22 protein-coding genes and 1 tRNA gene are annotated in these 23,118 nt (G+C 73.4%); 13 read left to right on the top strand and 10 right to left on the bottom strand.

Annotated elements, in window-relative coordinates; all coding sequences use genetic code 11:
- Positions 1–172 precede the first annotated feature (172 nt).
- From ASD18_RS08800 to ASD18_RS08780, 5 genes are all read left to right on the top strand, one after another.
- Positions 173–451, top strand: coding sequence for a dsRBD fold-containing protein (locus tag ASD18_RS08800; RefSeq protein WP_056089482.1), 279 nt, complete (start codon positions 173–175; stop codon positions 449–451).
- The gene (locus tag ASD18_RS08795; RefSeq protein WP_056089477.1) at positions 448–876 is read left to right on the top strand and encodes a hypothetical protein; all 429 of its coding nucleotides are present in this window, start codon (positions 448–450) and stop codon (positions 874–876) included. Before ASD18_RS08800 ends, ASD18_RS08795 begins: the two co-directional genes overlap by 4 nt.
- A gap of 89 nt (positions 877–965) precedes the next feature.
- Positions 966–1,337, top strand: a complete 372-nt coding sequence (locus ASD18_RS08790; RefSeq protein ID WP_056089472.1) for a nuclear transport factor 2 family protein — start codon at positions 966–968, stop codon at positions 1,335–1,337.
- A gap of 121 nt (positions 1,338–1,458) precedes the next feature.
- Entirely contained in the window at positions 1,459–3,678 is a 2,220-nt protein-coding gene (locus ASD18_RS08785; protein ID WP_056089468.1) for a cellulose binding domain-containing protein, read from the top strand.
- Positions 3,679–3,730: 52 nt separating this feature from the next.
- Positions 3,731–6,010, top strand: a complete 2,280-nt coding sequence (locus tag ASD18_RS08780) for a glycoside hydrolase N-terminal domain-containing protein (protein WP_056089464.1) — start codon at positions 3,731–3,733, stop codon at positions 6,008–6,010.
- Here ASD18_RS08780 and ASD18_RS08775 read toward each other — a convergent pair.
- The gene (locus ASD18_RS08775) at positions 6,000–6,671 is read right to left on the bottom strand and encodes an NAD(P)-dependent oxidoreductase (RefSeq protein WP_056089458.1); all 672 of its coding nucleotides are present in this window, start codon (positions 6,669–6,671) and stop codon (positions 6,000–6,002) included. The genes ASD18_RS08780 and ASD18_RS08775 overlap by 11 nt on opposite strands.
- A gap of 114 nt (positions 6,672–6,785) precedes the next feature.
- Here ASD18_RS08775 and ASD18_RS08770 point away from each other — a divergent pair, with 114 nt between their 5' ends.
- Both ASD18_RS08770 and ASD18_RS08765 read left to right on the top strand, forming a co-directional pair.
- Complete coding sequence (locus ASD18_RS08770) at positions 6,786–7,742, top strand: AraC family transcriptional regulator (protein ID WP_235522301.1); 957 nt, start codon at positions 6,786–6,788, stop codon at positions 7,740–7,742.
- 88 nt (positions 7,743–7,830) lie between these two features.
- Positions 7,831–8,232, top strand: coding sequence for a hypothetical protein (locus tag ASD18_RS08765; protein WP_056089448.1), 402 nt, complete (start codon positions 7,831–7,833; stop codon positions 8,230–8,232).
- Here ASD18_RS08765 and ASD18_RS08760 read toward each other — a convergent pair.
- The gene (locus ASD18_RS08760) at positions 8,225–8,479 is read right to left on the bottom strand and encodes a nuclease (RefSeq protein WP_156387919.1); all 255 of its coding nucleotides are present in this window, start codon (positions 8,477–8,479) and stop codon (positions 8,225–8,227) included. The genes ASD18_RS08765 and ASD18_RS08760 overlap by 8 nt on opposite strands.
- Before the next feature lie 368 nt (positions 8,480–8,847).
- Here ASD18_RS08760 and ASD18_RS08755 point away from each other — a divergent pair, with 368 nt between their 5' ends.
- Positions 8,848–9,435 carry a DUF664 domain-containing protein gene (locus tag ASD18_RS08755; protein WP_056089439.1) on the top strand — a complete coding sequence of 196 codons (588 nt, stop codon included), beginning with the start codon at positions 8,848–8,850 and terminating at the stop codon, positions 9,433–9,435.
- Here the strand turns inward: ASD18_RS08755 and ASD18_RS08750 are convergent.
- Together ASD18_RS08750 and ASD18_RS08745 are read right to left on the bottom strand one after the other, a co-directional pair.
- Entirely contained in the window at positions 9,422–10,393 is a 972-nt protein-coding gene (locus ASD18_RS08750; RefSeq protein WP_056089434.1) for a YafY family protein, read from the bottom strand. The genes ASD18_RS08755 and ASD18_RS08750 overlap by 14 nt on opposite strands.
- A 71-nt stretch (positions 10,394–10,464) precedes the next feature.
- Positions 10,465–11,697, bottom strand: a complete 1,233-nt coding sequence (locus tag ASD18_RS08745; RefSeq protein WP_056089431.1) for a hypothetical protein — start codon at positions 11,695–11,697, stop codon at positions 10,465–10,467.
- Between the two features lie 215 nt (positions 11,698–11,912).
- Here ASD18_RS08745 and ligD point away from each other — a divergent pair, with 215 nt between their 5' ends.
- Positions 11,913–12,878 (top strand): non-homologous end-joining DNA ligase, encoded by a 966-nt coding sequence (gene ligD, locus ASD18_RS08740; protein WP_056089427.1) that lies wholly within the window; start codon positions 11,913–11,915, stop codon positions 12,876–12,878.
- Between the two features lie 87 nt (positions 12,879–12,965).
- Here ligD and ASD18_RS08735 read toward each other — a convergent pair.
- Positions 12,966–13,039: transfer RNA gene (locus ASD18_RS08735), tRNA-Met, on the bottom strand.
- Between the two features lie 91 nt (positions 13,040–13,130).
- Positions 13,131–16,130 (bottom strand): UPF0182 family protein, encoded by a 3,000-nt coding sequence (locus tag ASD18_RS08730; protein ID WP_056089425.1) that lies wholly within the window; start codon positions 16,128–16,130, stop codon positions 13,131–13,133.
- A 136-nt stretch (positions 16,131–16,266) separates the two neighbouring features.
- Between ASD18_RS08730 and ASD18_RS08725 the strand changes: the two genes are divergently transcribed.
- Positions 16,267–16,812 carry a PPA1309 family protein gene (locus tag ASD18_RS08725; protein WP_056089420.1) on the top strand — a complete coding sequence of 182 codons (546 nt, stop codon included), beginning with the start codon at positions 16,267–16,269 and terminating at the stop codon, positions 16,810–16,812.
- On the opposite strand, the gene ASD18_RS08720 is transcribed toward ASD18_RS08725, so the two are convergent.
- Both ASD18_RS08720 and ASD18_RS08715 read right to left on the bottom strand, forming a co-directional pair.
- Positions 16,813–17,916 (bottom strand): PDZ domain-containing protein, encoded by a 1,104-nt coding sequence (locus tag ASD18_RS08720; protein ID WP_056091871.1) that lies wholly within the window; start codon positions 17,914–17,916, stop codon positions 16,813–16,815. It abuts the gene before it with no gap.
- A gap of 36 nt (positions 17,917–17,952) precedes the next feature.
- Entirely contained in the window at positions 17,953–18,885 is a 933-nt protein-coding gene (locus ASD18_RS08715) for an NAD-dependent epimerase/dehydratase family protein (protein ID WP_235522300.1), read from the bottom strand.
- A gap of 203 nt (positions 18,886–19,088) precedes the next feature.
- Here ASD18_RS08715 and ASD18_RS08710 point away from each other — a divergent pair, with 203 nt between their 5' ends.
- A complete protein-coding gene (locus tag ASD18_RS08710) occupies positions 19,089–20,489 on the top strand; it encodes a zinc-dependent metalloprotease (protein WP_056089416.1) in 1,401 nt (466 codons plus the stop codon).
- A gap of 46 nt (positions 20,490–20,535) precedes the next feature.
- Here the strand turns inward: ASD18_RS08710 and ASD18_RS08705 are convergent, their stop codons facing one another.
- Positions 20,536–21,240, bottom strand: coding sequence for a YgjP-like metallopeptidase domain-containing protein (locus ASD18_RS08705; RefSeq protein ID WP_200938501.1), 705 nt, complete (start codon positions 21,238–21,240; stop codon positions 20,536–20,538).
- A 193-nt stretch (positions 21,241–21,433) separates the two neighbouring features.
- Between ASD18_RS08705 and ASD18_RS21320 the strand changes: the two genes are divergently transcribed.
- Together ASD18_RS21320 and ASD18_RS08700 are read left to right on the top strand one after the other, a co-directional pair.
- Positions 21,434–21,592 carry a DUF5679 domain-containing protein gene (locus ASD18_RS21320; RefSeq protein ID WP_175348182.1) on the top strand — a complete coding sequence of 53 codons (159 nt, stop codon included), beginning with the start codon at positions 21,434–21,436 and terminating at the stop codon, positions 21,590–21,592.
- 55 nt (positions 21,593–21,647) lie between these two features.
- Positions 21,648–22,733, top strand: coding sequence for a thiamine biosynthesis protein ThiF (locus ASD18_RS08700; protein WP_156387918.1), 1,086 nt, complete (start codon positions 21,648–21,650; stop codon positions 22,731–22,733).
- A gap of 12 nt (positions 22,734–22,745) precedes the next feature.
- On the opposite strand, the gene ASD18_RS08695 is transcribed toward ASD18_RS08700, so the two are convergent.
- Positions 22,746–23,099, bottom strand: coding sequence for a WhiB family transcriptional regulator (locus tag ASD18_RS08695; protein ID WP_056089410.1), 354 nt, complete (start codon positions 23,097–23,099; stop codon positions 22,746–22,748).
- Positions 23,100–23,118: the final 19 nt, after the last annotated feature.

The following is a 23,118-nucleotide window of genomic DNA, read 5'->3' as shown; positions in this document are numbered from 1 at the left end:
GCGCGGTGGGTCCCGCCCGCACGCCGGGACCGGGCGAATCCGGGGCCGTGCGAGGCGTAGGACCTTGGGCCCTGGTATGTCGGCTCCGCGGCGGCGCACGCTCGAAGCAGCTGCCGATGTGGGGCAGACCGCCACCAACGGGGCGCAGCACCGACGGCGAAGGAGCCCAGTCGTGAACGAGACCTGGAACGTCGCGGTCTACCTCTTCGCCGACGACGACACGAGCCACGGTGTGGTCACCGGGGCGCACGCCGTCCTCACCACGTCGACGGGCGCGACCCTCGACGGCTGGGGCCGTGCGCAGTTCAGCTCCTACGACCTCGACGTGCCGGAGGTCGGCACCGAGCTCGCCGCCGCGCGCGCCCTGCGCCAGCTGGCCGACCGGCTCCTGCAGGCCACCTCCGACGACCTCGAGGACCTCGAGGTGCACGAGGTCCACCTGGTGCGATGACGGACACCCGCGTCCCCACGCGGGACGCAGCGCCGCGTGCCCGGCGCTGGGCGCTCGCGCTCGACGGTGTCACCGCCGTCGGCGCGGTCGCCGGGGTCCAGGGCTTCCTGTCGGGTCAGTTCGACCCGCTGGTCGCCCAGCTGACCTTCGTCGACGGCCCCGCGGTCCCCGCACTCGCCCTCGGCCTGTGCGTCGGGCTGCCGCAGGCCGTCGCCCTGACGCTCGGGCTGATCCGCCACCCGCGCGCGCCCGAGGCCGCCCTCGGCGCGGGGGTCGTCCTGACCGGGTGGGTGCTCGCGCAGCTGCCGCTGATCGGCTGGACGTCCCCCGTCCAGTGGACGTTCTTCGCGGTCGGGGTGGGCGAGTCCGCCGCGGCGCTCGTGTGGTGGAGGGCCGAGCGCACTCGCCGGCGGGGACGAGCCTGATCGTCACGTCCTCGGCCGTCCGACGACGGTGCGGACGATCGACGGGCCCTCGAGCCCGGTCACCCACCTCGGGCTGCCAGACTGCCCGGATGACCGTGCCCGACCCGATCGAGTTCAGCGGCGCCTGGGTGGCGGCGTGGAACGCCCACGACCTGGACGCCGTGCTGGCCCACTTCCACGACGACGTCGTCTTCACCTCGCCGACGGCGGCCCGGGTGGTGCCCGAGAGCGGCGGTGTGGTCCGGGGCAAGGACGCGCTGCGGCACTACTGGACCGAGGGCCTGCGCCTCGTTCCGGACCTGCACTTCACCGTCGAGCGGGTGTACGCCGGGGTCACCTCGATCGTGATCGGGTACCGCAACCAGTCCGGGGGGCTCGTCGACGAGGTCCTGGTCTTCTCCGACGGCCTGGTGGTGGAGGGCCACGGGACGTACCTGGCGTCGGACGGCGGCGAACGGTAAGCGTCTTCCTCTGAAATGTTTCACCCGTGGTGCTCCGCCACGGCCGCCCCCTAGCGTCACCCGGGGTTCACCCGAGCCCGACCGACTCCGTCGTCGGCCGTGAGCGCGCAGGAGGTACGTCATGACCCACCCCCGCAGGACCATCCCGTGGCTCGTGGCGGCCACGCTGGCCGTCGGGGTCGGTGTCGCCGTCGCGCAACCCGCGGCCGCGGCGGTCGGCTGCCGCGTCGACTACACGGTCAGCAACCAGTGGGCCTCCGGGTTCGGCGCCGACGTGAAGATCACCAACCTCGGCGATCCCGTCAGCGCCTGGACCCTGACGTGGTCGTTCACGGCCGGCCAGACGGTGACGCAGGCGTGGAACGCGACGGCGTCGCAGAGCGGCGCAGCGGTGACCGCCAAGAACGTCTCCTACAACGGGCCGCTCGCCACGGGCGCGAGCGCGTCGTTCGGGTTCAACGGCGCCTGGTCGGGCAGCAACCCGGTCCCCGCGTCCTTCGCGCTCAACGGCACCACCTGCACGGGCGGCACGACGACGCCGACCAGCACACCGACCGCGACAGCCACGTCGACGCCCACCCCGACGCCCACCGTCACGCCCACCACCCCGCTGGCGGGCGCGTGGCAGGCCGAGAAGCTGGACCGCGGGCTCATCAGCGTCCGCTCGGGCAGCAGCAACCTGGTCCAGTGGCGGCTGCTCGGCACCGAGGCGGCGAGCACGGGCTTCACCGTCTACCGCAGCGGCACGAAGATCGCGGGACCGATCACCGACTCGACCAACTACCTCGACGCGGGAGCGTCCGCGAGCGCCACCTACACGGTCCGCGCCGTGGTGAACGGGGTCGAGCAGGCCGCGTCGGCCCCCTCCCTGACGTTCGGCAACGGGTACCTCGACGTGCCGATCCAGCGGCCCAGTGCCGATCACGTGGCCAACGACGGCAGCGTCGGGGACCTGGACGGTGACGGCCAGCTCGAGGTGGTCCTCAAGTGGGACCCGACCAACGCCAAGGACAACTCCCAGTCCGGCGTGACCGGCAACGTGTACGTCGACGCGTACGAGCTGAACGGCACCCGCCTGTGGCGGATCGACCTGGGCCGCAACATCCGGGCGGGTGCGCACTACACACAGTTCCAGGTCTACGACTACGACGGTGACGGGAAGGCCGAGGTCGCGATGAAGACCGCGGACGGCACCCGCTCCGGGACGGGGCAGGTGATCGGCGACGCCGACGCCGACTACCGGAACAGCGCCGGCTACGTGCTGACCGGGCCCGAGTTCTTCACGGTGTTCACCGGTCAGACCGGCGCGATCGGGGCGACGACGAGCTACGTCCCGCCCCGCGGCACGGTGTCCAGCTGGGGCGACAGCTACGGCAACCGCGTCGACCGGTTCCTCGCCGGCACGGCGTACCTCGACGGTCAGCGGCCGTCGATCATCATGGCCCGCGGCTACTACACGCGTGCCGTCGTGGTGGCGTGGGACTACCGCAACGGCCAGCTGACCCGGCGCTGGACGTTCGACTCGAACAGCTCCACCTCCGGCAACAGCACGTACGCCGGGCAGGGCAACCACTCGCTGTCGGTGGCCGACGTGGACCAGGACGGCAAGCAGGAGATCCTCTACGGCGCCGCCGCCATCGACGACAACGGCGCCGGGCTGTGGAACAACCGCACCGGGCACGGGGACGCGGGCCACGTGGGTGACCTGATCCCCAGCCGGCCCGGGCTCGAGTACTACAAGGTCACCGAGAGCGCGAGCCAGCCCGACAGCTGGATGGCCGACGCCCGCACGGGCCAGATCCTGTGGAGCACGCCCGCCGCGGGCGACAACGGCCGCGGCGTGTCGGACGACATCTGGGCCGGCAGCGCCGGCGCCGAGTCGTGGTCGTCGTCCGACTCGCAGCTGCGGAACACCGCCGGCCAGACCATCGGCCGCAAGCCCTCGTCGGCCAACTTCCTGGCCTACTGGGACGCGGACACCTCCCGTGAGCTGCTCGACGGGACGCACATCGACAAGTACGGCACCGGCGGGGACACCCGCCTGCTCACCGGCTCCGGGGTGCGGTCGAACAACGGCACCAAGTCCACCCCGGTGCTCTCCGGAGACCTGTTCGGCGACTGGCGCGAAGAGGTGATCTGGGCGAAGTCCGACGAGTCCGGGCTGCGCATCTACGCCACACCGGCCCCGACCACCACCCGCGTGTGGACCCTGCTGCACGACCAGACCTACCGGGTCGCGATCGCGTGGCAGAACACCGCGTACAACCAGCCGCCGCACCCCGGGTTCTTCCTGGGCACGCCGTTCACCATGCCGGCCAAGCCCGTCATCAGCACGCCCTGATCTAGTCTTCCGGTCGGGTCGACGGCGGCCCGACCGGAGGACCTGGAGACCCGTGCCCGAGACGACGCTGCGCTACGACGCCCCGGCGTCGGCGTGGACCGAGGCCCTCCCGCTCGGCAACGGGCGGCTCGGCGCGATGGTCTTCGGCGGCGTTGCGGTGGAGCACCTCCAGCTCAACGACGACACCTGCTGGTCCGGTGCCCCCCGATCCCGTTCGGCGCCGGACGGTCCGGCTGCCCTGTCCGCCGCCCGCGCCGCGCTCGCGGACGACGACGTCCGCGAGGCCGAGCGCCAGGTGCAGCGGCTGCAGGGCGGGTTCGGTCAGGCGTACCAGCCGCTGGTCGACCTCTGGCTCGAGCAGCCGGCGCCCGCGCCCGTCGACGGGTACACCCGCTGGCTCCGCCTCGACGAGGGCGTCGCCGGGCACTCGTGCACGTCCGGGACCCAGGAGGCGTTCGTCAGCCACCCTGCCTCGGTCCTGGTCGTGCACCGCACGTGGACCGGCGAGCCCGGCGGGCTCGAGCTGCGGGTCACCTCCGAGCACCCCCTCGACGAGCCTGTCGGTGAGTCCAGCAGGTGGTCGACCACCCTGCGCATGCCGTCCGACTCTCCGCCCGACTACGTGCGAGGCTCGCACGTGGTCCGCGACCCGGCTCCGGGCGCGAGCGTCACGGCGGCCGTCGCGGTCGAGGTCGTCACCGACGGCGTCGTCGACGCCGGACCGGACGGCCTGCGGCTGCGCGGCGCGACCTGGGCGACCCTCGTCGTCGCCACCGCGACCGACTACGCCGGACCGACCACCCCGCTGCACGGCGACGCGGCCCGGTTGCGTGCAGCGGCGCGGTCGACGGCCACGGCGGCCGCGGCCCGCGGGTTCTCGACCCTGCGTGCCGAGCACGTCGCCGACCACGCAGGTCTCTTCGACCGGGTAGCCCTCGACCTCGGGACGACCCCGGCAGCCGGGCTGCCCACGGACGAGCGGCTGCGTCGGCACGCGGCCGGCGAACCCGATCCGGGCCTGGCGGCGCTCGCGTTCCACTACGGCCGGTACCTGATGATCGCCGGGTCACGCCCCGGGACCCTCCCCTTGACCCTGCAGGGGATCTGGAACGACTCGGTGCAGCCGCCGTGGTCGTGCAGCTACACCATCAACATCAACACCCAGATGAACTACTGGCCGGCACTGAGCACCAACCTCGCCGAGTGCGACGAGCCCCTGCTGCGCTGGATCGGCGAGCTCGCCGCGGCGGGTACGCGCACGGCCACCGACCTCTACGGCCTGCGCGGCTGGACCGCCCACCACAACTCTGACGCGTGGGTGTTCACGGAGCCCGTGGGTGACGGCACGAGCGACCCGTCCTGGAGCTTCTGGCCGCTCGGCGGGGTCTGGCTCGCGCGGCACCTGGTGGACCACCACGACTTCACCGGGGCCGGCCTCGACATGTCCGTCCTCGTCGGTGCGGCGCGGTTCGTCCTCGACTGGCTGGTCGAGCTGCCCGACGGCACGCTCGGCACCCGGCCCGCCACGTCTCCGGAGAACACGTTCCTCGCCCCCGACAACCGGCCGGCGTCCGTGACGACGTCGACGACCGCGGACCTGGCGATGGCCCGCGACCTGCTGGAGAACGTCGTGCGCCTGGGTGGACCGCTCGAGTCCGAGGCGTCGGCCGCCCTCGACCGCCTCCCGGCCGAACGGCTGGCCCCCGACGGACGGATCGCGGAGTGGCGCGACGACGTGGCCGAGGCCGAGCCGGAGCACCGGCACCAGAGCCACCTGTTCCGCGTCCACCCGGGCACCTCGATCGACCCCGACCAGGCACCGGACCTCGCGCGGGCCGCGCTGGCCACCCTCGACGCCCGCGGAGCCGAGTCGACCGGCTGGTCCCTGGCCTGGCGGCTCAACCTGCGCGCCCGCCTGCGCGACCCGGCTGGAGCCGCGCGGCTGGTCGACGCCTTCCTGCGCCCCCTCGGCCCGACGCACCACGGCGGGGGCGTCTACCCGAACCTGTTCTGCGCCCACCCCCCGTTCCAGGTCGACGGGAACCTCGGCTTCACGGCCGGCGTCGCCGAGCTCCTGCTCCAGTCGCACGCCGTGACGGACGGTCTGCGCGAGGTCCACCTCCTGCCGACGCTGCCGGCGTCGTGGCCCTCCGGGTCGGTGCGCGGCCTGCGCGCCCGCGGTGGGATCACCGTCGACCTGACGTGGGACCGACACGTGCTCACGTCCGCGCGGCTGGTGGCCGACCAGGACGTCTCGGTCCTGGTCCGCCACGGTGCCGCACGGGACCGCGCCGACCTCCGCGCCGGGCGGGCCTGGTCGCTCACCCAGTGACGGCGGCGGGCACCCGGGCACCGGCCGACACGGCGACAACCTGTCGGACCAGGGTCTCGTCCTCGACGGCCTCCGCCAGGACCCACCCGACCTGCGCGCGCGAGACGCGCACCTCCTCGATCTCCCCGCCGGTCGAGGTCACGGGCGGACCCGCCCACGGCTCGTCAGTGAGGGTGACCGGCTGGACCTCGACCCAGTCGAGCCCGCTCGCGCGCAGCTCGGCGCCCTGCCGCTCCGTGTCCGCGATCTGCGGGCGCAGCAGCAGCGCGAAGATCAGCCGGTTGACCAGCGGGAGGCCGACGCTCGTCGGTCCGGTGCCGTAGGACGTCTGCACGACGACCCGGCGTACCCCGTGGCGACGCATCGCGGTCAGCACCGTGCGCGTGCCCCGCGAGCGGATGTCGAGCGGGGTGCGCGACGGGCCACGCAGGCGCACGCGGACCGCGCTCTCGCTGATGCCGAGCGTCACGACCACGGCGTCCTGGCCCTCGACGAGCTTCCCGACCAGTGCGGCGTCGGTGGCATCTCCGTCGATCCCCCGGACCCCCGGCAGCGACGACGCGTGGCGCGAGAGCGCGGTGACGTCGTGCCCGCGTGCGAGCAGCTCGGTGACGGCGGCGCGGCCGGAGCCACCCGTCGCCCCGACGACGAGAACCTTCATGATCTGTCTCCTTCGGTGTGGTGGGGATTCCTGTGGTTCCCACCTCACCAGCGGCATGCTGGACGGTCTATGATGAGTCGTCGCCAATCTATGGCAGATCATCCAGGAGGTCTCGTGACCGTCGTCGATCTTCCATGGACCCCGATCGACCCCGTCGGCGAGGCCCTGCGACACCTCCGGGTCACGGGCGTCTTCTACAGCCGGACCGAGGCGGACGGCCCCTGGGCGGTCGACATGCCCGCGTTCGGCGACTGCGTGAGCTTCCACGTGGTGACCGTCGGCGAGGCGTGGGTCGAGGTGGAGGGTGCGCCGCCCGTCCGGCTGGTCCCGGGCGACCTCGCGCTCGTCCCGCACGGACGCGGCCACCTGTTGCGCAGCGCGCCGGGGGTGCCCTCGCTGGGCCGGGTCGACGAGCTGCCGCAGGAGTTCCTCAGCCCGAACTACTCGGTCCTGCGCCACCGGGGCTCCGGATCCAGGGTGGAGCTGATCTGCGGCGTGCTCTCGGTCGACGGCGCCTCGTCCCGGCTCCTGCTGGACCTCCTGCCCTCGGTCGTGCACGTCGACGGCGAGCAGGGCGGGGCGTGGATGGCGGCGACGCTCGCCCTCACCACCGAGGAGCTGACCCACGCCCGGCCCGGCGGCGAGGCCGTCACCACCCGGCTGGCCGACATCCTCGTGATCCAGTCGATCCGCGCCTGGCTGGACGCCCAGCAGGTCACCACCGGCTGGCTCGGCGCCCTGCGCGATCCGCAGCTCGGCACCGCGATCGCCGCCGTGCACCGCGAGCCGGGCCGGCCGTGGACCGTCGCGACGATGGCGCACGAGGCCGCGATGTCCCGGTCCGCGTTCTCCGCGCGCTTCACGGAGGTCGTCGGCGAGCCCGCGATGCAGTACGTCACCCGGGTCCGCATGCACGTCGCCGCCGACCGGCTCGGCTACGGCCGAGCCACCGTGCGCGAGGTGGCGTCCGAGCTCGGGTACGACTCCGAGGCGTCCTTCAGCCGGGCCTACAAGCGCGAGGTCGGCGTCTCCCCCGGCCGCACCCGACGATCGCCGATCACGCCCGGCTGAGGTGGCCCCAGACCATGGCGCGGCGGTCGGTGCTCGGCGTAGCGTCGCTGGTTCAGGTGACCTGGCGACGACGAGGGGCGGAACGACGATGAGCATGATGGCGGACATGATGAAGTCCATGCCGATGCCGGCGACGACGGGCATGGACATGTCGATGATGCAGGGCTGCATCGAGGCGTGCTCCGCGGCCTCGATGGCGGCGACGATGTGCGCAGACGCCGACGGCACCGAGAACATGGGCCGATGTGCGTCCATGTGCATGAACACCGCGGACGTCGCGATGACGATGATGCGGATGATGATGCGCCCGAACGGCTACGACATGGGCGTCATGAGCTCGATGATGACGGCCTGCATGACCATGGGCGAGGCTTGCGCGGCCGAGTGCATGATGCACGCCGAGATGTCGGAGCACTGCCGGATCTGCGCCTCCGCCTGCACGGCGATGGTCGAGGCGTGCCGCTCGGCGATGGCCTCGATGCCTAGCTGACCACGGGACGCGCGGAGTACCACGCACCCCCGAGGGCGACGACCTCCGCGACCAGGTGCACCGCGACGGGTTCCCCGATCGCGGGCGTCGCGCTGGTCGTCAGCTCGGCCACGCGGCCGTCGAGCAGGGCGACCGCGAGGGCGCCGGGCGCCTGGTGGGAGACGAGTCCGTCCTGCCACGCGCTGGGCGAGGCGACGGCGACGGCCTCCTGGATCGGCAGGAGGTCGATACGGGTACGGTTCGGCACGGTCTGCTCCATCGGTGGTCTCGCGATGTGTCTGGGTGGTCCGGACCGACGCCGCAGGGTTCACCGCGGGCGATCGGTCACGGGCTGCGCCGCTGAGCGGCACGGGGGTCCTCCGGCGAGCTCCTCAGAGCTGCGGGGACGGGGACGACTGGGTCGTCAGTGACACATTCGACAGAGACACCGGCGCATCGACGGCACGGCGACGGACCCCGCGTGGAGCGGGGTCACGGGCGCGGTCCGGGCGACGGGCATGCAACGAGTGTGAGATGGCGTCCACATGCTGTCAAGGCGTCTCACCTGTCGGATGGCTGCCGTCTCGCCGCTCATCCGGACGCAGAACGTCCGGAACCGGCCGTACGGTCGGCCACATGACGACGACGATCCCCTGGGAACCACCCCTCGCAAGCACCGAGCTCGACCACCTCGTCGGAGCCCTCGACCGGCTGCGCACGACGTTCCGCTGGAAGGCCGACGGGCTCGACAGCGCCGGCCTCGCCCAGCACGTGGGCGCCTCCGCCCTCACCCTCGGCGGGCTCCTGAAGCACCTCGCCGCGGTCGAGGACACCACGTTCAGCTGGAAGCTCGCCGGGCAGCACCCCGGACCGATGTGGGACCCGGCGAGCTGGGCGGAGAACGACACCGAGATCCTCTCGGCCGTCAACGACACACCCGCGCAGCTCTACGCGGCGTGGGACGACGCCGTCGCCCGGTCGCGTGCCCGGCTCGACGCCGCCCTCGCCGAGGGAGGGCTGGACCAGGACGTCAACGACGGCGACGACCGCGGGAACCACGCCAGCCTGCGCCGCCTGCTCTTCGACCTCGTCGAGGAGTACGGCCGGCACACCGGGCACGCCGACCTGCTGCGCGAGGTGGTCGACGGTCGCGTGGGCGAGGACCCGCCGAACGACTGGCGCCCGGTCTCCGGCTCCCCGCTCACCTGGATCAGGCGGAGCTGACCTCGTCCGTCGCCGCGAGCATGCGTCGGCCCACCGTGCGGACGCACGCCCGCAGCTCGGGGCCACCCAGCACCCGGAAGTCGACCGGGACGACGGCGAGGCGCTCGGCGTACCAGGGCGGGTTGCTCGTCGACCCCACCAGCCGCGACGTCGAGCCGTCCACCGGTTCCACCCGGCCCAGGTCGCGCGGGAGCCACTGCTGCGCGCGGTGGGCCGGCGCCTGCAGGAGCACGTCGACGTCGAACTCCCACCCGACGGCCAGGTGCGCCTCGAGCTCCGCCACCGGGTCGAGGTCCTCGGGCGGCGTGAACGTCTCATCGAGCAGCTCGACGCCCTCCACCCGGTCCACCCGGTACGCGCGGCGGGCGTCCGACGACAGCGAGTGGCACAGCAGGTACCAGCGGCCGTGCCGCACCACCACCGCCCACGGGTCCACCACCGTCTGCCACGCGTTGCCACCCTCCGAGCGGTAGGCCACCCGGACGCGCCGGTGCGCGGAGCACGCCTGGACCAGCGTCGTCGCGGTCGTCGGGTCGGGCCGGGCAGCTGCGCGGTCAGGCGCCGGCGCGGTGGTCTCCCGGACCGCCTGCACGGGACCCGCCACCGCCGCGGGCAGCGACCGCACGATCTTGCTCAGGGCCGTGCCCACCGGCTGGGCCTGGTCGTCGGCGTCGTGGTGCCCGTCCAGCACCGCCATGACCAGCGCCAACGCCTCGGCCGCCGTGAGCATGAGCGGCGGCGGCCGGAGCCCCCGACCGATCCGGTAGCCGCCGTACGGCCCGCGCACGGACTCGATCGGGATCTCCGCGTCGCGCAGGGTCGCGACGTACCGCCGCGCAGCCCGGTCCGAGACGCCGAGCCTGTCCGCGAGCCGGTCGGCGGTGATGCCGGGGCTGGCCTGGATGAGCTCGAGCGCCAGCAGCGCGCGGGCCGTGGGGTTCGGATCGCCGACGACCATGCGGACCTCCGGATCCGGACGCTCTCCGTCCGGAATCGACCCTAGGGCACTCGTCGCCGGACGCGCTGCGGCTACGGGTTCCAGCGCGCCACGACGGTGCTGGCCGACGAGCCGGCCGCCGCATCCAGCTGGTTCCACGCGAGGTACCGGCCGCCGCACAGCGCCCCGGCGAACGCGCGGTCCACGTCGATCCTCGCCAGGTCGCCCGACACCAGGTCGAGCACGTAGGTGGGGACAGCCGTGCCGGGACCCTGCGCGTCGGCCTCGGACCACTGCAGCCGGCCGTCACACAGTGCGAGGGACGCCTCACGTCCCGACCCGTGCAGGGTGACCGTCCTCGCCGTCCGGGCACGGGTGTCCACCACGTGCACCTGGCCCCCCGACTGCCCGGGGGTGGTCGCGACGAAGGCGACGACCTCCCCGTCCGCGACGAGCTGGACCACCGCGGACCCCGGCACCCCGGACCAGCGCACGAGCACCCGCGGCTGGTCCCCGTCGACCACCCGCTCGACGGACGCCTCGCCGGGCGCCACGGCGGGGTCGTCGACCTCTGACCGGACGACGTCGATGCCCGAGGACGAGGCTGTGGGCTGGGCGACCCCCGTCGCGACCGCGACCAGCGGCCCGCTGCCGTCCGCTGCCCGGGAGTAGACATCCCTCTGGCCGGGCTCCCCGGCTGCCCAGTAGACGCGCCCGCGCCAGACGGCCGTCGAGCCGGCCATGGAGGTGCCGCCCGCCCCGATGTCCTCCGCACGTGCGACCAGCGTGGCGCGACCGTCCGGACCCGCCGCGAAGACCCGCCAGCGCGGTGTGCCGACGCCGGTGCTGTCCGACTCCAGCCACGCCGCGATCCCGTCGGCGACCGACGCGTCGAACGCCTGCCGCGGGTGGTCCCCCGGGACCGGCTGTGCCGCCACGAAGGGCGTGAACGCCGCGCCGTCGAGCACGCCCATGGTGGTGGGCGCGGTCAGCCACGGGCCCCCGTCGAACGAGTCCGTCGGCACCTGGGCTGCCACCGCCCGTCCGTCCGCCCTCAGCCGCATCGGGACCAGGTGCCCGTCGTCGACACGGCCCGACGGGACCGTGTAGACGACCTCGTAGTCGGTCCCGGGCACGGCGAGGCGCGCGGTGGCGATGTCGACCGGGTCGCTCGCCACCGGGCTGCCGTCCGCCCACCGCAGGAGCCCGTCCACCGCGACGGGCACCACCGTCGAGTCGTGCGTCGGCGCGCCCACCGGCACTGCTGCCGGCTCCGCCGGGCTCGAGCAGCCGGCCAGGGCCATCACGACGACGATCGCGCTCACACCGCGCGCGGCTCCTCGGCGACTGCGCTCGGCGTCCACACGGGAAGTGTCCAGCGATTCCTTGCTCGACGAGACGCGTTCAGCCTCACAGTTCGGTCACGGGCACCTCCGGCGTGAACGACCAGACGGCGCGACCGTCGACCGCTGAGCGCGCCCGCCCCCTCGGTGGGGTCCGCCCTGCGGCTGCGGCGGCACGCAGCGCGCTTGAATGAGGCATGGCCCCGGAACACTCACCCGCCGTGGAGCTCGAGGTCGGGTCCCGCACCGTGCGGATCTCCAACCCCGACCGTGTCTACTTCCCCGCCAGCGGGGCGACCAAGCTCGACCTCGCGCACTACTACCTCGCCGTGGGTGACGGGATCGTGCGTGCGCTGCGGGAGCGCCCGTGCATGCTGCATCGCTACCCGACGGGCGTCGCCGGGGAGAAGGTGCACCAGAAGCGGCTGCCGCGGGGCGCACCGCCGTGGATGGAGACGGTGGAGCTGTTCTTCCCGCGCTACGGCCGCACCGCCGACGAGCTGTGCGTGACCGAGCTCGCGCACGTGATCTGGGCGGTGCAGATGTCGACCGTCGAGTTCCACCCGTGGAACAGTCGCCGGGCCGACACCGAACGCCCCGACGAGTGGCGCATCGACCTGGACCCGATGCCGGACTGCCCCTTCGACCGGGTGCGGCGGGTGGCACACGTGGCCCACGAGGTCCTGGACGAGCTGGGCGCAGTCGGCTGGCCGAAGACCTCGGGCGGCTCAGGCCTCCACGTCTACGTCCGGGTCGCGCCCGAGCACGGCTTCGCGGACGTGCGACGAGCAGCCCTCGCCTTCGCGCGGGAGGTGGAGCGTCGTGCACCGGACGACGTCACCACCACGTGGTGGCGGCGCGACCGGGACCCGTCGCTCGTGTTCGTCGACTACAACCAGAACGCCCGCGACCACACGATCGCCTCGGCCTACTCGGTGCGCGGAACTCCGGACGCCACCGTGTCGACGCCCCTGCGCTGGGACGAGATCGACGACGTCGATCCCCACGACTGCACCCTGCGCACGGTCCCCGCACGCTATGCCGAGCTCGGCGATCTCCATGCCGGCATCGATGACGCGGTGTTCGACCTGGCGCCGCTGCTCCGCTGGGCCGAGCGCGACGAACGCGACGGCGCCCCGGCACCCCCGGACGACGACGGGTGAGCCCGGACGCGGACCCGTCTCCGCCGACGGTCGTTCGCCCACACGACGAAGGCCCGGACCATGAGGTCCGGGCCTTCGTCTTCTGTGTAGCGGGGGCAGGATTTGAACCTGCGACCTCTGGGTTATGAGCCCAGCGAGCTACCGAGCTGCTCCACCCCGCGTCGGTGAGTACAACTTACCCCACGCCCCAGGGGCCACCAAATCGTGGACGCCCGGCCGGTGGTGGCGTGCGTCACCACCGGCCGGACCACGTCACTCGCCCAGTCGGGCCTCGGCGTCGAGGGCGGCCCGCACCGCGTCGTCGAGCCGCTGCTGCGCCTCGCCGTAGGCCGCGAAGTCGTTGCGCGCCAGTGCCGACTGGCTGTCCGCGATGGCCTCCTTCGCCTGCTGCAGCGCGCGGTCGAGGTCGGCGCGGGCGGTCGCGTCCGTGCCGGTCCCGGTCCCGGGGTCGGTCGGTGCTGCCGTCTCGCCCTCGGTCGGCTGGTCCGTCGGTTCATCCGTCGGTTCGTCCGTCGGCGGTGTCCCCGTATCGGGGTCGGTCCCGGCGTCGCCGGCGTCGGCGCCCGAGTCGCCACCGAACACCTGGTCGAGGGCGCCGTCGAGCGTGTCGGCGAACCCGATGTCGTCACCGAACGCCACGAGCACGCGTTGCAGCAGCGGGAAGGTGGTGCCGCTGCGGGCCTGGACGTACACGGGCTGGACGTAGAGCAGGCCGCCACCCATGGGCAGGGTGAGCAGGTTGCCGCGCACCACCTGGGAGTCGCCGCGCCCGAGGATGTTGAGCTCGTTGGACACGTCCGGGTCGGCGACGAAGTTGTTGTTCACCTGGCCGGGTCCGGGCACCGTCGAGTCCCGCGGGAGCTCCAGGAGCCGCAGCGTGCCGTAGTCGTCGGACGGTTTGCCGTCCTCGTTGCCCGCCTCGGCGTCGACCGCGAGGTAGCCGGTCAGCACGTTGCGCGCGTTGTTGCCCGTCGGGATGAACGACGACATGAGCGAGAAGCGGGCCTCGTCCTGGTCGGGCATCCGCAGCGTGAGGTAGTACGGCGGCTGCGGCACGGCGACGCTGCTGGTCGGGTCGTTCGGGTTGGCCCAGAAGTCGTTGCCGGAGAAGAACTGGCCGGCGTCCGTCACGTGGTACCGGGCGAGCAGGTTGCGCTGCACCTTGAACAGGTCCTCGGGGTAGCGCAGGTGGCTCATGAGCGCGCCGTCGATCGACGAGAGCGGCTCCAGCGTCGACGGGAACACCTTGTCCCAGGCCTTGAGGATCGGGTCCTCGATGTCCCAGGCGTACAGGGTGACCGACCCGTCGTAGGCGTCGACGGTGGCCTTCACGGAGTTCCGGATGTAGCTGACGGTCTTCGGCTGGAGCGCCTGGACGGTCTCGGACGTCTCGGTCAGCGAGTCGGTGGTCGCGTCGTCGAGCGAGCGGGACGCGGCGTACGGGTACTGGTCCGTCGTCGTGTAGCCGTCGACGATCCACTTGACCCTGCCGTCCACGACCGCGGGGTACACACGGCCGTCGAGCGTCAGGTAGGGAGCGACCTTCTGGACGCGGTCGCGCGGGTCGCGGTCGTAGAGGATCTGCGAGTCGCTGGTCACGCGGTCCGAGAACACGATCTGCTCGGACCCGAACTTCAGCGCATAGAGCAGCTTGGTGAACGGGTTGGCGATCGACGGCCCGGCGGAGACGTCCTGCGTCGGGAACGTGCTGTTCTCCGCGCCGGTCCCGCCGTCGGACGGGTAGTCCAGCTCCCACGGCCGCGCGCCCTCGGGGGCTCCCACGATCGAGTACGTGGGCGCCTTGGGGCTGAAGTAGATGCGCGGCTCGTACTCGCCCATCTGGCCCGTCGAGGGGATCCCCTGCTCCCAGAACGCCGGCGCCCCGCGCCCGGCCGTCGTGTTGCCGTAGGCGGCGACGACACCGAACCCGTGCGTGTAGACCGTCGTGTCGTTGGTCCAGTTGCGCTGCTGCGCGTCCAGGCCCTCGAGCGACAGCTCGCGCACCGCGATGACGGTGTCCCGGCTCTCGCCGTCGATCTCGTACCGGTCCACCGACAGCGAGTCGGGGAAGTCGTAGAACGCGCGGATCTGCTCGAGCTGCTTGAACGACGGGCTGACGATCTGCGGGTCGAGGAGGCGGATCGACGCCGTGGTGTCGGCGTCCTCGCGGAGCGCGCCGGCCTCGGCGGTGACCTCCGCGTTGTACTCCGTCGTCTTGACGTCGTCGAGCCCGTACGCGTCGAGGGTGGCCTCGATGTTGCGCTGGATGTACTCGGCCTCGGCGTCCTGCTGGTTCGGCTGCACCTGGAACCGCTGCACCACGGCCGGGTAGATGCCGCCGACGGCGATGGCCGCGACGATCATCAGGCCGACGCCGATGGCGGGCAGGCGCCAGTTGCCGCGGATCGCGGTGACGATGAACATCACGGCGACGAAGATCGCGATGCCCGCGAGGATCGCCTTCGACGGGATGACCGCGTGCACGTCCGTGAACGAGGCGCCGACGAACTTCTGGCCCGACTTCATGAGGATCGAGTACCGGTCCAGCCAGTAGCTCGCGGCGATGAGCAGCATGAGCACCGCCGCGATCGTCGTCAGCTGGACGCGGGCGGCGCGCGTCGTGCGCGGCGTCCCACCGCTCGGACCGCCGACCCGCAGGCCGCCGTACAGATACTGGGTGGCCACGGCGCCGATGCCGGCGAGGACGGTGACGGCCATGAGGAACGAGACGACGAACCGCAGGCCGGGCAGCGTGAACAGGTAGAAGCCCAGGTCGATGCCGTACTGGGCGTCCGTCGTGCCGACGGTCCCCCCGTGCATCCAGAGCTGGATGGTCTGCCACTGCTGGGACGCGGCCGCACCGGCGAACAGGCCGAGCACGGCGGGGCCGACGATCATGACCAGGCGGCGCAGCGGCTCGATGGCCTCGCGGTACTGGTCGAGGTTCGCCTGCTCCTGCGTCGACGGGGCGTACACGGGACGCGACCGGTAGCCGAAGTTCAGGCTCCAGTAGACCGCCCCGCCCATGACGAGGAACCCGAGGGCGAACAGCACGGCGCGCGTGCCCCACTCGGTGGCGATGACTCCCCCGAACCCGAGCTGGCGGTACCAGAGCACCTCCGTCCACACCTGGGCGAGGAGGAGCACGAGGACGACGAGGACGCCGAGAACGACCAGCGTGGGTGCGAGTGCTCCGCGCCGGCGCGCACGGGGCGGGCTGGTCCGGGGCGGCGGCGGGCTTCCGAATGTCACGGCGTGGCGGTCCTCGTCGTCGGGAACAAGATCAGGAACAACAGCTGACAGCGGGGCACGCACAGGACGCACACCACTCGCACGCTGAACGTGCCGGTCGAGGCACAGGTTCCCACAGGAATGCGACCATGAACCTGTGAGCGAACCCACCCCTGCACTGGCCGCACTGGCCGGATCCGTCCGCGAGATCGAGCAGCACGTCGCCGAGGCCGGCTGGGACGGCCCGGTCCGCGTCTTCGCGCTCGTCCGCACGCAGGCGATGCTGCAGACCGAGCCCGGCCTCGCGGCCCAGCTGGACCCGGCGGCGCTGGCCGCGGCGAAGGCCGACCCGGCCCACCTCACGTCCGTCGAGCAGGAGGAGCTGCCCGAGGCGCCGGACCTGGAGACGCTGCTCGCGGGACTGTCGTGGCCGTCGACCGTGGACGGCATGGCGGTCACCGTCGAGCGGGTGGTCCTGCCGCCGGCCGCCGAGGAGGCGATGCCCCAGGACGCCGACGCCGCGCTCGACTACCTGCTGGCCCACCCCGAGCGCCAGGACGTGCGCCTGGTGGTGGGCGCCCTGCGGGACGGACCGTCGTGGTGCGCCGTCCGCAGCCGCGCGAACGACAGCGCAGACCAGGTGGGTCAGGGTCCCGACCTCGTGCCGGGTCTGGTCTCCGCGGTGCGCTCGACCCTCGACTGATCAGCGGCAGGTCGGCAGGTCGTCGGCCGTGCCCGCGCCGATCGCGGTCATCGCCTCGCGGGCGTCGTGCAAGGTCTCGATGGAGACGACGCGGAGCCCGTCCGGCACGTGGCCGACGACCTCGTCGCAGTTCGAGGCGGGCGCGAGGAACCAGGTGGCCCCGTCGCGAGTCGCGCCGGCCAGCTTCTGCCGGATGCCGCCGATCGGACCGACCTCGCCCGTGACGTCGATGGTGCCCGTCCCCGCGATGTCCTTGCCGTTCGCCTCGTCCTCCGGCGTCATCTTGTCGATGATCCCCAGCGCGAACATGGTCCCGGCGCTCGGTCCGCCGATGTCGTCGATGCTGATGGTCACGTCCACCGGCATGTCGAAGGACGGGTCGATGAACACGCCGATCTGGGCCCGGCCGTCGTCCTTCTCGCCGGTGACGACCGGGACGTCGACGGCCTGCCCGTGCCGACGCACGGTGAGCGTCACCGTGTCGCCCGGCTCCACCTGCTCCAGCTGCGCGATCAGCCCCTGGTAGTCGGGCACCGCGATGCCGTCCAGGGCGACGATGACGTCCCCCTCCTCGACCTTGCCCTCGGCGTCGGTCCCCTCGACGGCACCCGCCACGACGAGGGTCGCGGGGACCTCGTACCCCAGCTCGGTGAGCGCGGCGACGGTGGCGTTCTCCTGCGAGGAGACCATCTCCGCCTCGTTGGACTCGTCGATCTCGTCCTGGGTCTGGTCCGGCGGGTACAGCAGCTCCACCGGCTGGACCACGGTCCAGCGCGACAGCCAGCCCTGGACGACGCCCACCGCGCTGGACGGGAACCCGGGACCGCCCGTGCCGGACACCGTGGTCAGGCGCAGCTCGCCGGTGGACTCGAACGTCTCGGCGCCCTCGATCTGGATCAGCGGCGTGTCGTCGTGCTCTCCGAGCACGTCACGCGTCGGGCCCGGGCTGCTGATCGCGTAGGGCACCGGCAGGATGACCAGCACGGCGAGCAGCAGCGCGGTGACCAGCATGCCGACGGACAGCGTGAGCGAGCGCGGGCTGACGCGTTCGGGCTCGCCGGAGGGCTCGTCGACGTCGAACGGGGAGGTGGGCTGCTCGAGCACGCCCACATCATCCCCTGTCACGATCCCCTGTCGCGCTCACCCCCGCCGACGCGCCCGCGCCTGCCGCCACACGGCCGCGGTGCCGATGAGCGCGACGGCAGCCCCCGCCGCCCCGAGCGCGGCGGCGTCCCGCGTGCCCACGCGACGTCCGGCGACGGCGAGCCGGCCCTGGACCCCCTCGAGCAGGACGTCGAGGCAGGCCGCGCTGGACCACCGCGGTTCCCACCCGGCCGCGCGCAGACGGTCCGACGCGACGGTCCACGGGTAGACGACGAACGCGAGCTCCGAGGCCGGCGCCGGCAGGACTCCCACGCGGTGCAGCCGCTCGGCGGTGCCGAACGCGGTCGCGGCCGCCAGCTCCACGCGCCGCATCCCCGAGGCGGCCTCGACCTGGGCGGGATCGAGCACGTCCGGCGCCCCCACGGTGAGGACGCCCGCGAGCGCGTGGTCCACGGCGAACCGCGCCGCGGCGGCCAGGTCGTCGACGTGCACGAACTGCCACGGACGGACCGCGCCCCGCACGGTGAGCAGGCGGGGAGCCTCGAAGTGCCGGGTGACGAAGGTGTCGACGCCGGCGCCGACCACCGCCGCCGGCCGCAGCTGCGTGACCAGCGGGGACCGGCGGCGGCCGCGCTCGAGCACGGCCGCCGCGGCGAGGAGGTCACCCACCAGCCCGTCCCGGGCGGCGTCGTCGGTGCGGGGCAGCGGGTCGGCGTCCTGGATCTCCGGCCGGTCGGCCCACGCGCCGTAGACCACCGCGGACCCGATCGCGACGACGTGCCGCGCCCCCACCGCGCGCGCGGCACCGAGGACGCGCTGGGTGTGCGCGACGATCGCCGCCTCTCGCTCGCGGCGCCCCTTGTCCACCGGCGCGACGAGGTCCCCGGAGTGGGTCACGAGCACGACGACCGTGGCACCCGCCAGCGCGTCCTGCGGGTCCTGCTCCGGGACCTCGTCGAGGGTCCGCACGTGTCCACCCCAGGCAGCGCCGACGGCGGACGCGATCGGTCCTCGCCCGATCACGACGACGTCGTCGGGGCGCTCGGGCTCATCCGGAGCGGTCCCCGGTCGCGCGCTGCGCCCTGAGCGAATTTGCCCGGCCACCATCCCTCGTTCCTGTGCTGCGTGGTTACCGTGGTTCGCAGCCGGCCCCATCGTCGCAGGAGGTCCATGTGAGCCCCGACAACTCCGCTGTCCCCGGAGCCGATGGTGGCGTGCCCGCCTGGGAGCAGGTCATGCGCGCGATGCTGGGCGAGGGCGCCGACGACGCCATCCGAGAGCTGCAGGAGCGCGGCTTCGACCCCGGCGCCATGGCCGCCGCGTCCGGGCTGCCCGACGACCCGGCCGCGCTGCAGCAGGTGTTCGCCCAGGTCCAGGCCCTGCTGTCCGCCTCGGGCGACGACCCCGTCAACTGGCAGATGGCCCACGACCTCGCGCGGCAGCAGGCCGCCGCGGGCGGCGACCCGTCGCTGAGCCCCGGGCAGACCCGGCAGGTCATCGACGCGCTCGCGGTCGCCGAGCTGTGGCTCGACGCCGCCACCGACCTGCCCCCGTCCACCGGCACTCCCCGCGCGTGGAGCCGAGCCGAGTGGGTCGAGGCCACCCTGCCCACGTGGCGCACCCTGACCGAGCCGGTCGCGTCCTCGCTGTCCGTCGCCCTCGTCGGCGCGCTCGGCGGTGCCCTGCCCGACGGGTCGGACGGCGAGCTCGCCCTGCCCGGCGGGATCGAGCCGGCTCAGCTGTTGCGCCAGCTCGGGTCGGCGGTCTTCGGCATGCAGGTGGGCCAGGCCGCGGGCACCCTCGCGCACGAGGTGTTCGGCACCACCGACATCGGCCTGCCCCTGCTCGACAGGCCTGCCCCGGCGCTCGTCGCGGCCAACGTCGACGCGTTCGCCGAGGGTCTCGACGCCCCCGCGGAGGAGGTTCGCCTCTTCCTCGCCCTGCGCGAGGCGGCCGCCACCCGCCTGTTCACCCACGTCCCGTGGCTGCGCTCGCACCTGCTCGCCACCGTCGAGGCGTACGCGCGCGGCATCACGATCGACGCCGACCAGCTGGAGGAGGCCGTCCGCTCGATCGACGTCACCGACACGGCGGCGCTCCAGCAGGCGCTCTCCGGCGGGGTGTTCGCCCCGCACACGACGGACGCGCAGAAGGCTGCGCTCGAGCGGCTGGAGACGGCCCTCGCGCTCGTGGAGGGCTGGGTCGACGAGGTCACCGCCACAGCCGCGCTCCCCCACCTGCCGCACACCATGGCTCTGCGCGAGATGATCCGCCGCCGCCGTGCCGCCGGCGGACCGGCCGAGCAGACGTTCGCCAACCTGGTCGGCCTCGAGCTGCGGCCCCGGCGCCTGCGCGACGCCGCCGCCCTGTGGGCGCAGATCACGCGCGACAACGGCGCCACCGCGCGCGACGCCGTGTGGGACCACCCCGACCTGCTGCCCGGCACCGAGGACCTCGACGACCCGTCCGGCTACGCGGCCCGCCGCGCGACCGCGGTCGACGACGCCGCCGAGGTGGACCGCGCACTGGCCGAGATCCTCGGCGAGGACCCGGACGCCGACCCGACAGCCTGACTGCCCGGCTGCGGCGCCCGCGCGACGGGTCCGTCCCGCAGGCGGCTCAGCGCGTCTCTGATGCTCCGGGGGCGTCGAAGTCCAGCTCGAGCTGCCCGAGCGCCTCGTCGTCCGGGTTGAGCTCGTCGACGTCCACCTCGTCGGACACGACGTCCTCCGGCTCGTCGATCCCGCCGTCGTCGACCTCGTCGGTCGGTCGGTCGGCGTCCTCGTCGGACTCCCCCGGCGCCGCCTGTGCTCCGCGCTCCGCCGCGTACGCGTACCCCTCGAGAAACCCTCGGGCGCGCAACGTCCGGGGGTAGGTGTCGAGCTCCGCCCAGAAGTCCGGACCGTGCCCGGCGTGCAGCAGGTGCGCGAGCTCGTGCAGGAGCACGTAGTCGAGCACCCACCGCGGCATGCCGCGCACGCGGTCGGAGATCCGGATCGAGCCGTCCGACGGCGTGCACGACCCCCAGCGGCGGCCCTGGTTGGTGGACCACCGGACGGTCGTCGGCTGCACGCGGCCGCCGAGGTACTTGGCGGCCAGCTCCGTGGCGCGGGACATGAGCTCGTCGTCCGACGGGCGACGGCGGCGTTCCTGCGTCGCCAGACGCGTGAGCATGCGACGCACCCACTCACGTTCCTGCGCCCGCGTGAACCGCGCCGGGATGGCCACGATCGTCCGGTCGCCCTCGCGCCAGGCCGTCACCGTGCGCACGCGCTTGCGCGAGCGGCGGATCTCGACCTGCGACAGGTCCTGCGTGGGCTGCACAGGTGCACGCTAGCGCGCAGGGCCCACGGGCCCCGGTTCACCCGTCGGCGCACGGCGCGTCCTGCACGATTCCGCGGGCTGTGGGCGTCTGGAGCACTACCGTGGACGTCGCGCGGGCGTTGTTGCACCAGCACGTCCGAGCCGCCGGCCGGCGGTTCCCCGGTCCGGTGCACGGACACCGAGGGAGGGCCCCATGGCTGAGACGTATGCAGGCGAGTTCTACTGCGTGAAGTGCAAGGAGAAGCGCGAGGCCGAGGGCGACGTCGTGATCTCGGAATCCGGTCGCAGGATGGCCAAGGCCGTCTGTCCGGTGTGCGGCACCAAGCTCAACCGCATCCTCGGCAAGGCCTGAGCACCACCACCGCACCCGCCCGAGGGCATCGTCCGCGCGGACGGTGCCCTTCGGCATGTCCGGGCCTGTGGACGACGCCCGCGCGGCCCTCGACAGCTTTGCCAGGGTGGCCCCCGACGCCGAGAGGGGACCCATGCGACTGCGCGCCGGGCTGCGGGTGCTGCGACGCACCGCCACCGAGGTCCAGGTGGGCACCGACCCGCGCTGGGCCGTCCGCCTGACCGACCTCACCCCCGCGGACGCGGACCTGCTCATGTCCGTCGACCCGCGGACGGACCTGACCGAGCTGGTCGCCCGCGCCGTCGACGTCGAGCGCGCCCGCGCGCTGGTCGCCGTGCTCGTCGACGCCCGGCTCACCGACGCTCGGCCGCCCGCGGCGGTCCTGCGCGGACCGGCGGCGGTCGACGCGGACGTGTGGTCCCTGCTGCGGCCCGACGGGGACGGCACCCGGCTCGTCCGGGCCCGGGCGGACCGGGTGGTGGCCGTCCTCGGCCTGGGGCCGACCGGGCTGGGCATCGCGGTGGGGCTCGCCGCCGCGGGCGTCGGCACCCTGCTGCTCGACGACGAGCGACCGGTGCGGTCGACCGACGTCGGCGTCTGCGGGTACAGGTGGGCCGACGCGGGCTCCGCGCGCGAGCACGTGGCTGCGCGGCTGCTGCGCGACGTGGCGCCGCACGTGTCGACGGTGTCGGACCGTCGGCCGGACGTCGTGGTGCTGGTGGAGTACGGGGTGGCCGACCCGGTGCGCGCTCCCGCGCTGGTCTCCGGGGCCACGGCGCACCTCGGGGTCGTCGTCCGGGAGGCGGACACGGTCGTCGGCCCGCTCGTCGTGCCGGGCACCGGACCCTGCCTGCGCTGCCTGGACCTGCACCGCAGCGACGCCGACGACGCGTGGCCGACCCTGGCCGCCCAGCTGCGGACCGGTGCGACCCCGAGCGAGCCGGCCGTGCCGGCCGCAGTCTGCGCGGGGATCGGGGCCGCGGCCGTGCTCGCCCACCTGGACGGGCTCGTCGGCCTGGGCGCAGGTGTCACGTACGAGGTCTCCCTGCCGGACGCGGTGCCGCGCAGACGCACGTGGGCGGTGCACCCCGAGTGTGGGTGCACCGCCCTCCCCGCGTCGCTGGTGGGCGCGCAGGGTTGAGTGCCGACGGCCTCAGGCCGCCGGGGCTGCGTTCTTCCGCGGGCGACCACGACCACGCTTGGTCGCGACCACCACGCCACCGACGAACACCTCGCCGCCCCAGACGCCCCACGGCTCGGCGCGCTCGATGGCGCCGGCCAGGCATCCTTCGATCAGCGGGCACTCGCGGCACAGTGCCTTGGCCCGTTCGACCTCGGCCGTCCGCTCGGCGAACCAGAGCTCGGGGTCGCCCGCCCGGCACGGGATGAAGTCGGCGACGAGCTGGTCGAACGTCTGGCGGTCGTCGGTCGCCGAAGTGCTGTCGGTGAGGGGCCACGCGCCGGATCCGCCCTGGTTCACCGTGTCGAGCAGCGTCGTGAGCCGCACGATGTCCTCCTGATGTCCT

Origin of the sequence: Cellulomonas sp. Root137, from assembly GCF_001426725.1 — a bacterium.
In the GTDB taxonomy this organism is placed as follows: Bacteria; Actinomycetota; Actinomycetes; order Actinomycetales; family Cellulomonadaceae; genus Cellulomonas.
This window is presented reverse-complemented; position numbering and strand designations above follow the sequence as displayed.

Coding starts and splice junctions, on each gene's coding strand:
- ASD18_RS08795 (WP_056089477.1), top strand. CDS start 448: ATGACGGACACCCGCGTCCCCACGCGGGACGCAGCGCCGCGTGCCCGG.
- ASD18_RS08790 (WP_056089472.1), top strand. CDS start 966: ATGACCGTGCCCGACCCGATCGAGTTCAGCGGCGCCTGGGTGGCGGCG.
- ASD18_RS08785 (WP_056089468.1), top strand. CDS start 1,459: ATGACCCACCCCCGCAGGACCATCCCGTGGCTCGTGGCGGCCACGCTG.
- ASD18_RS08775 (WP_056089458.1), bottom strand. CDS start 6,671: ATGAAGGTTCTCGTCGTCGGGGCGACGGGTGGCTCCGGCCGCGCCGCC.
- ASD18_RS08765 (WP_056089448.1), top strand. CDS start 7,831: ATGAGCATGATGGCGGACATGATGAAGTCCATGCCGATGCCGGCGACG.
- ASD18_RS08755 (WP_056089439.1), top strand. CDS start 8,848: ATGACGACGACGATCCCCTGGGAACCACCCCTCGCAAGCACCGAGCTC.
- ASD18_RS08750 (WP_056089434.1), bottom strand. CDS start 10,393: ATGGTCGTCGGCGATCCGAACCCCACGGCCCGCGCGCTGCTGGCGCTC.
- ligD (WP_056089427.1), top strand. CDS start 11,913: ATGGCCCCGGAACACTCACCCGCCGTGGAGCTCGAGGTCGGGTCCCGC.
- ASD18_RS21320 (WP_175348182.1), top strand. CDS start 21,434: ATGGCTGAGACGTATGCAGGCGAGTTCTACTGCGTGAAGTGCAAGGAG.
- ASD18_RS08700 (WP_156387918.1), top strand. CDS start 21,648: ATGTCCGGGCCTGTGGACGACGCCCGCGCGGCCCTCGACAGCTTTGCC.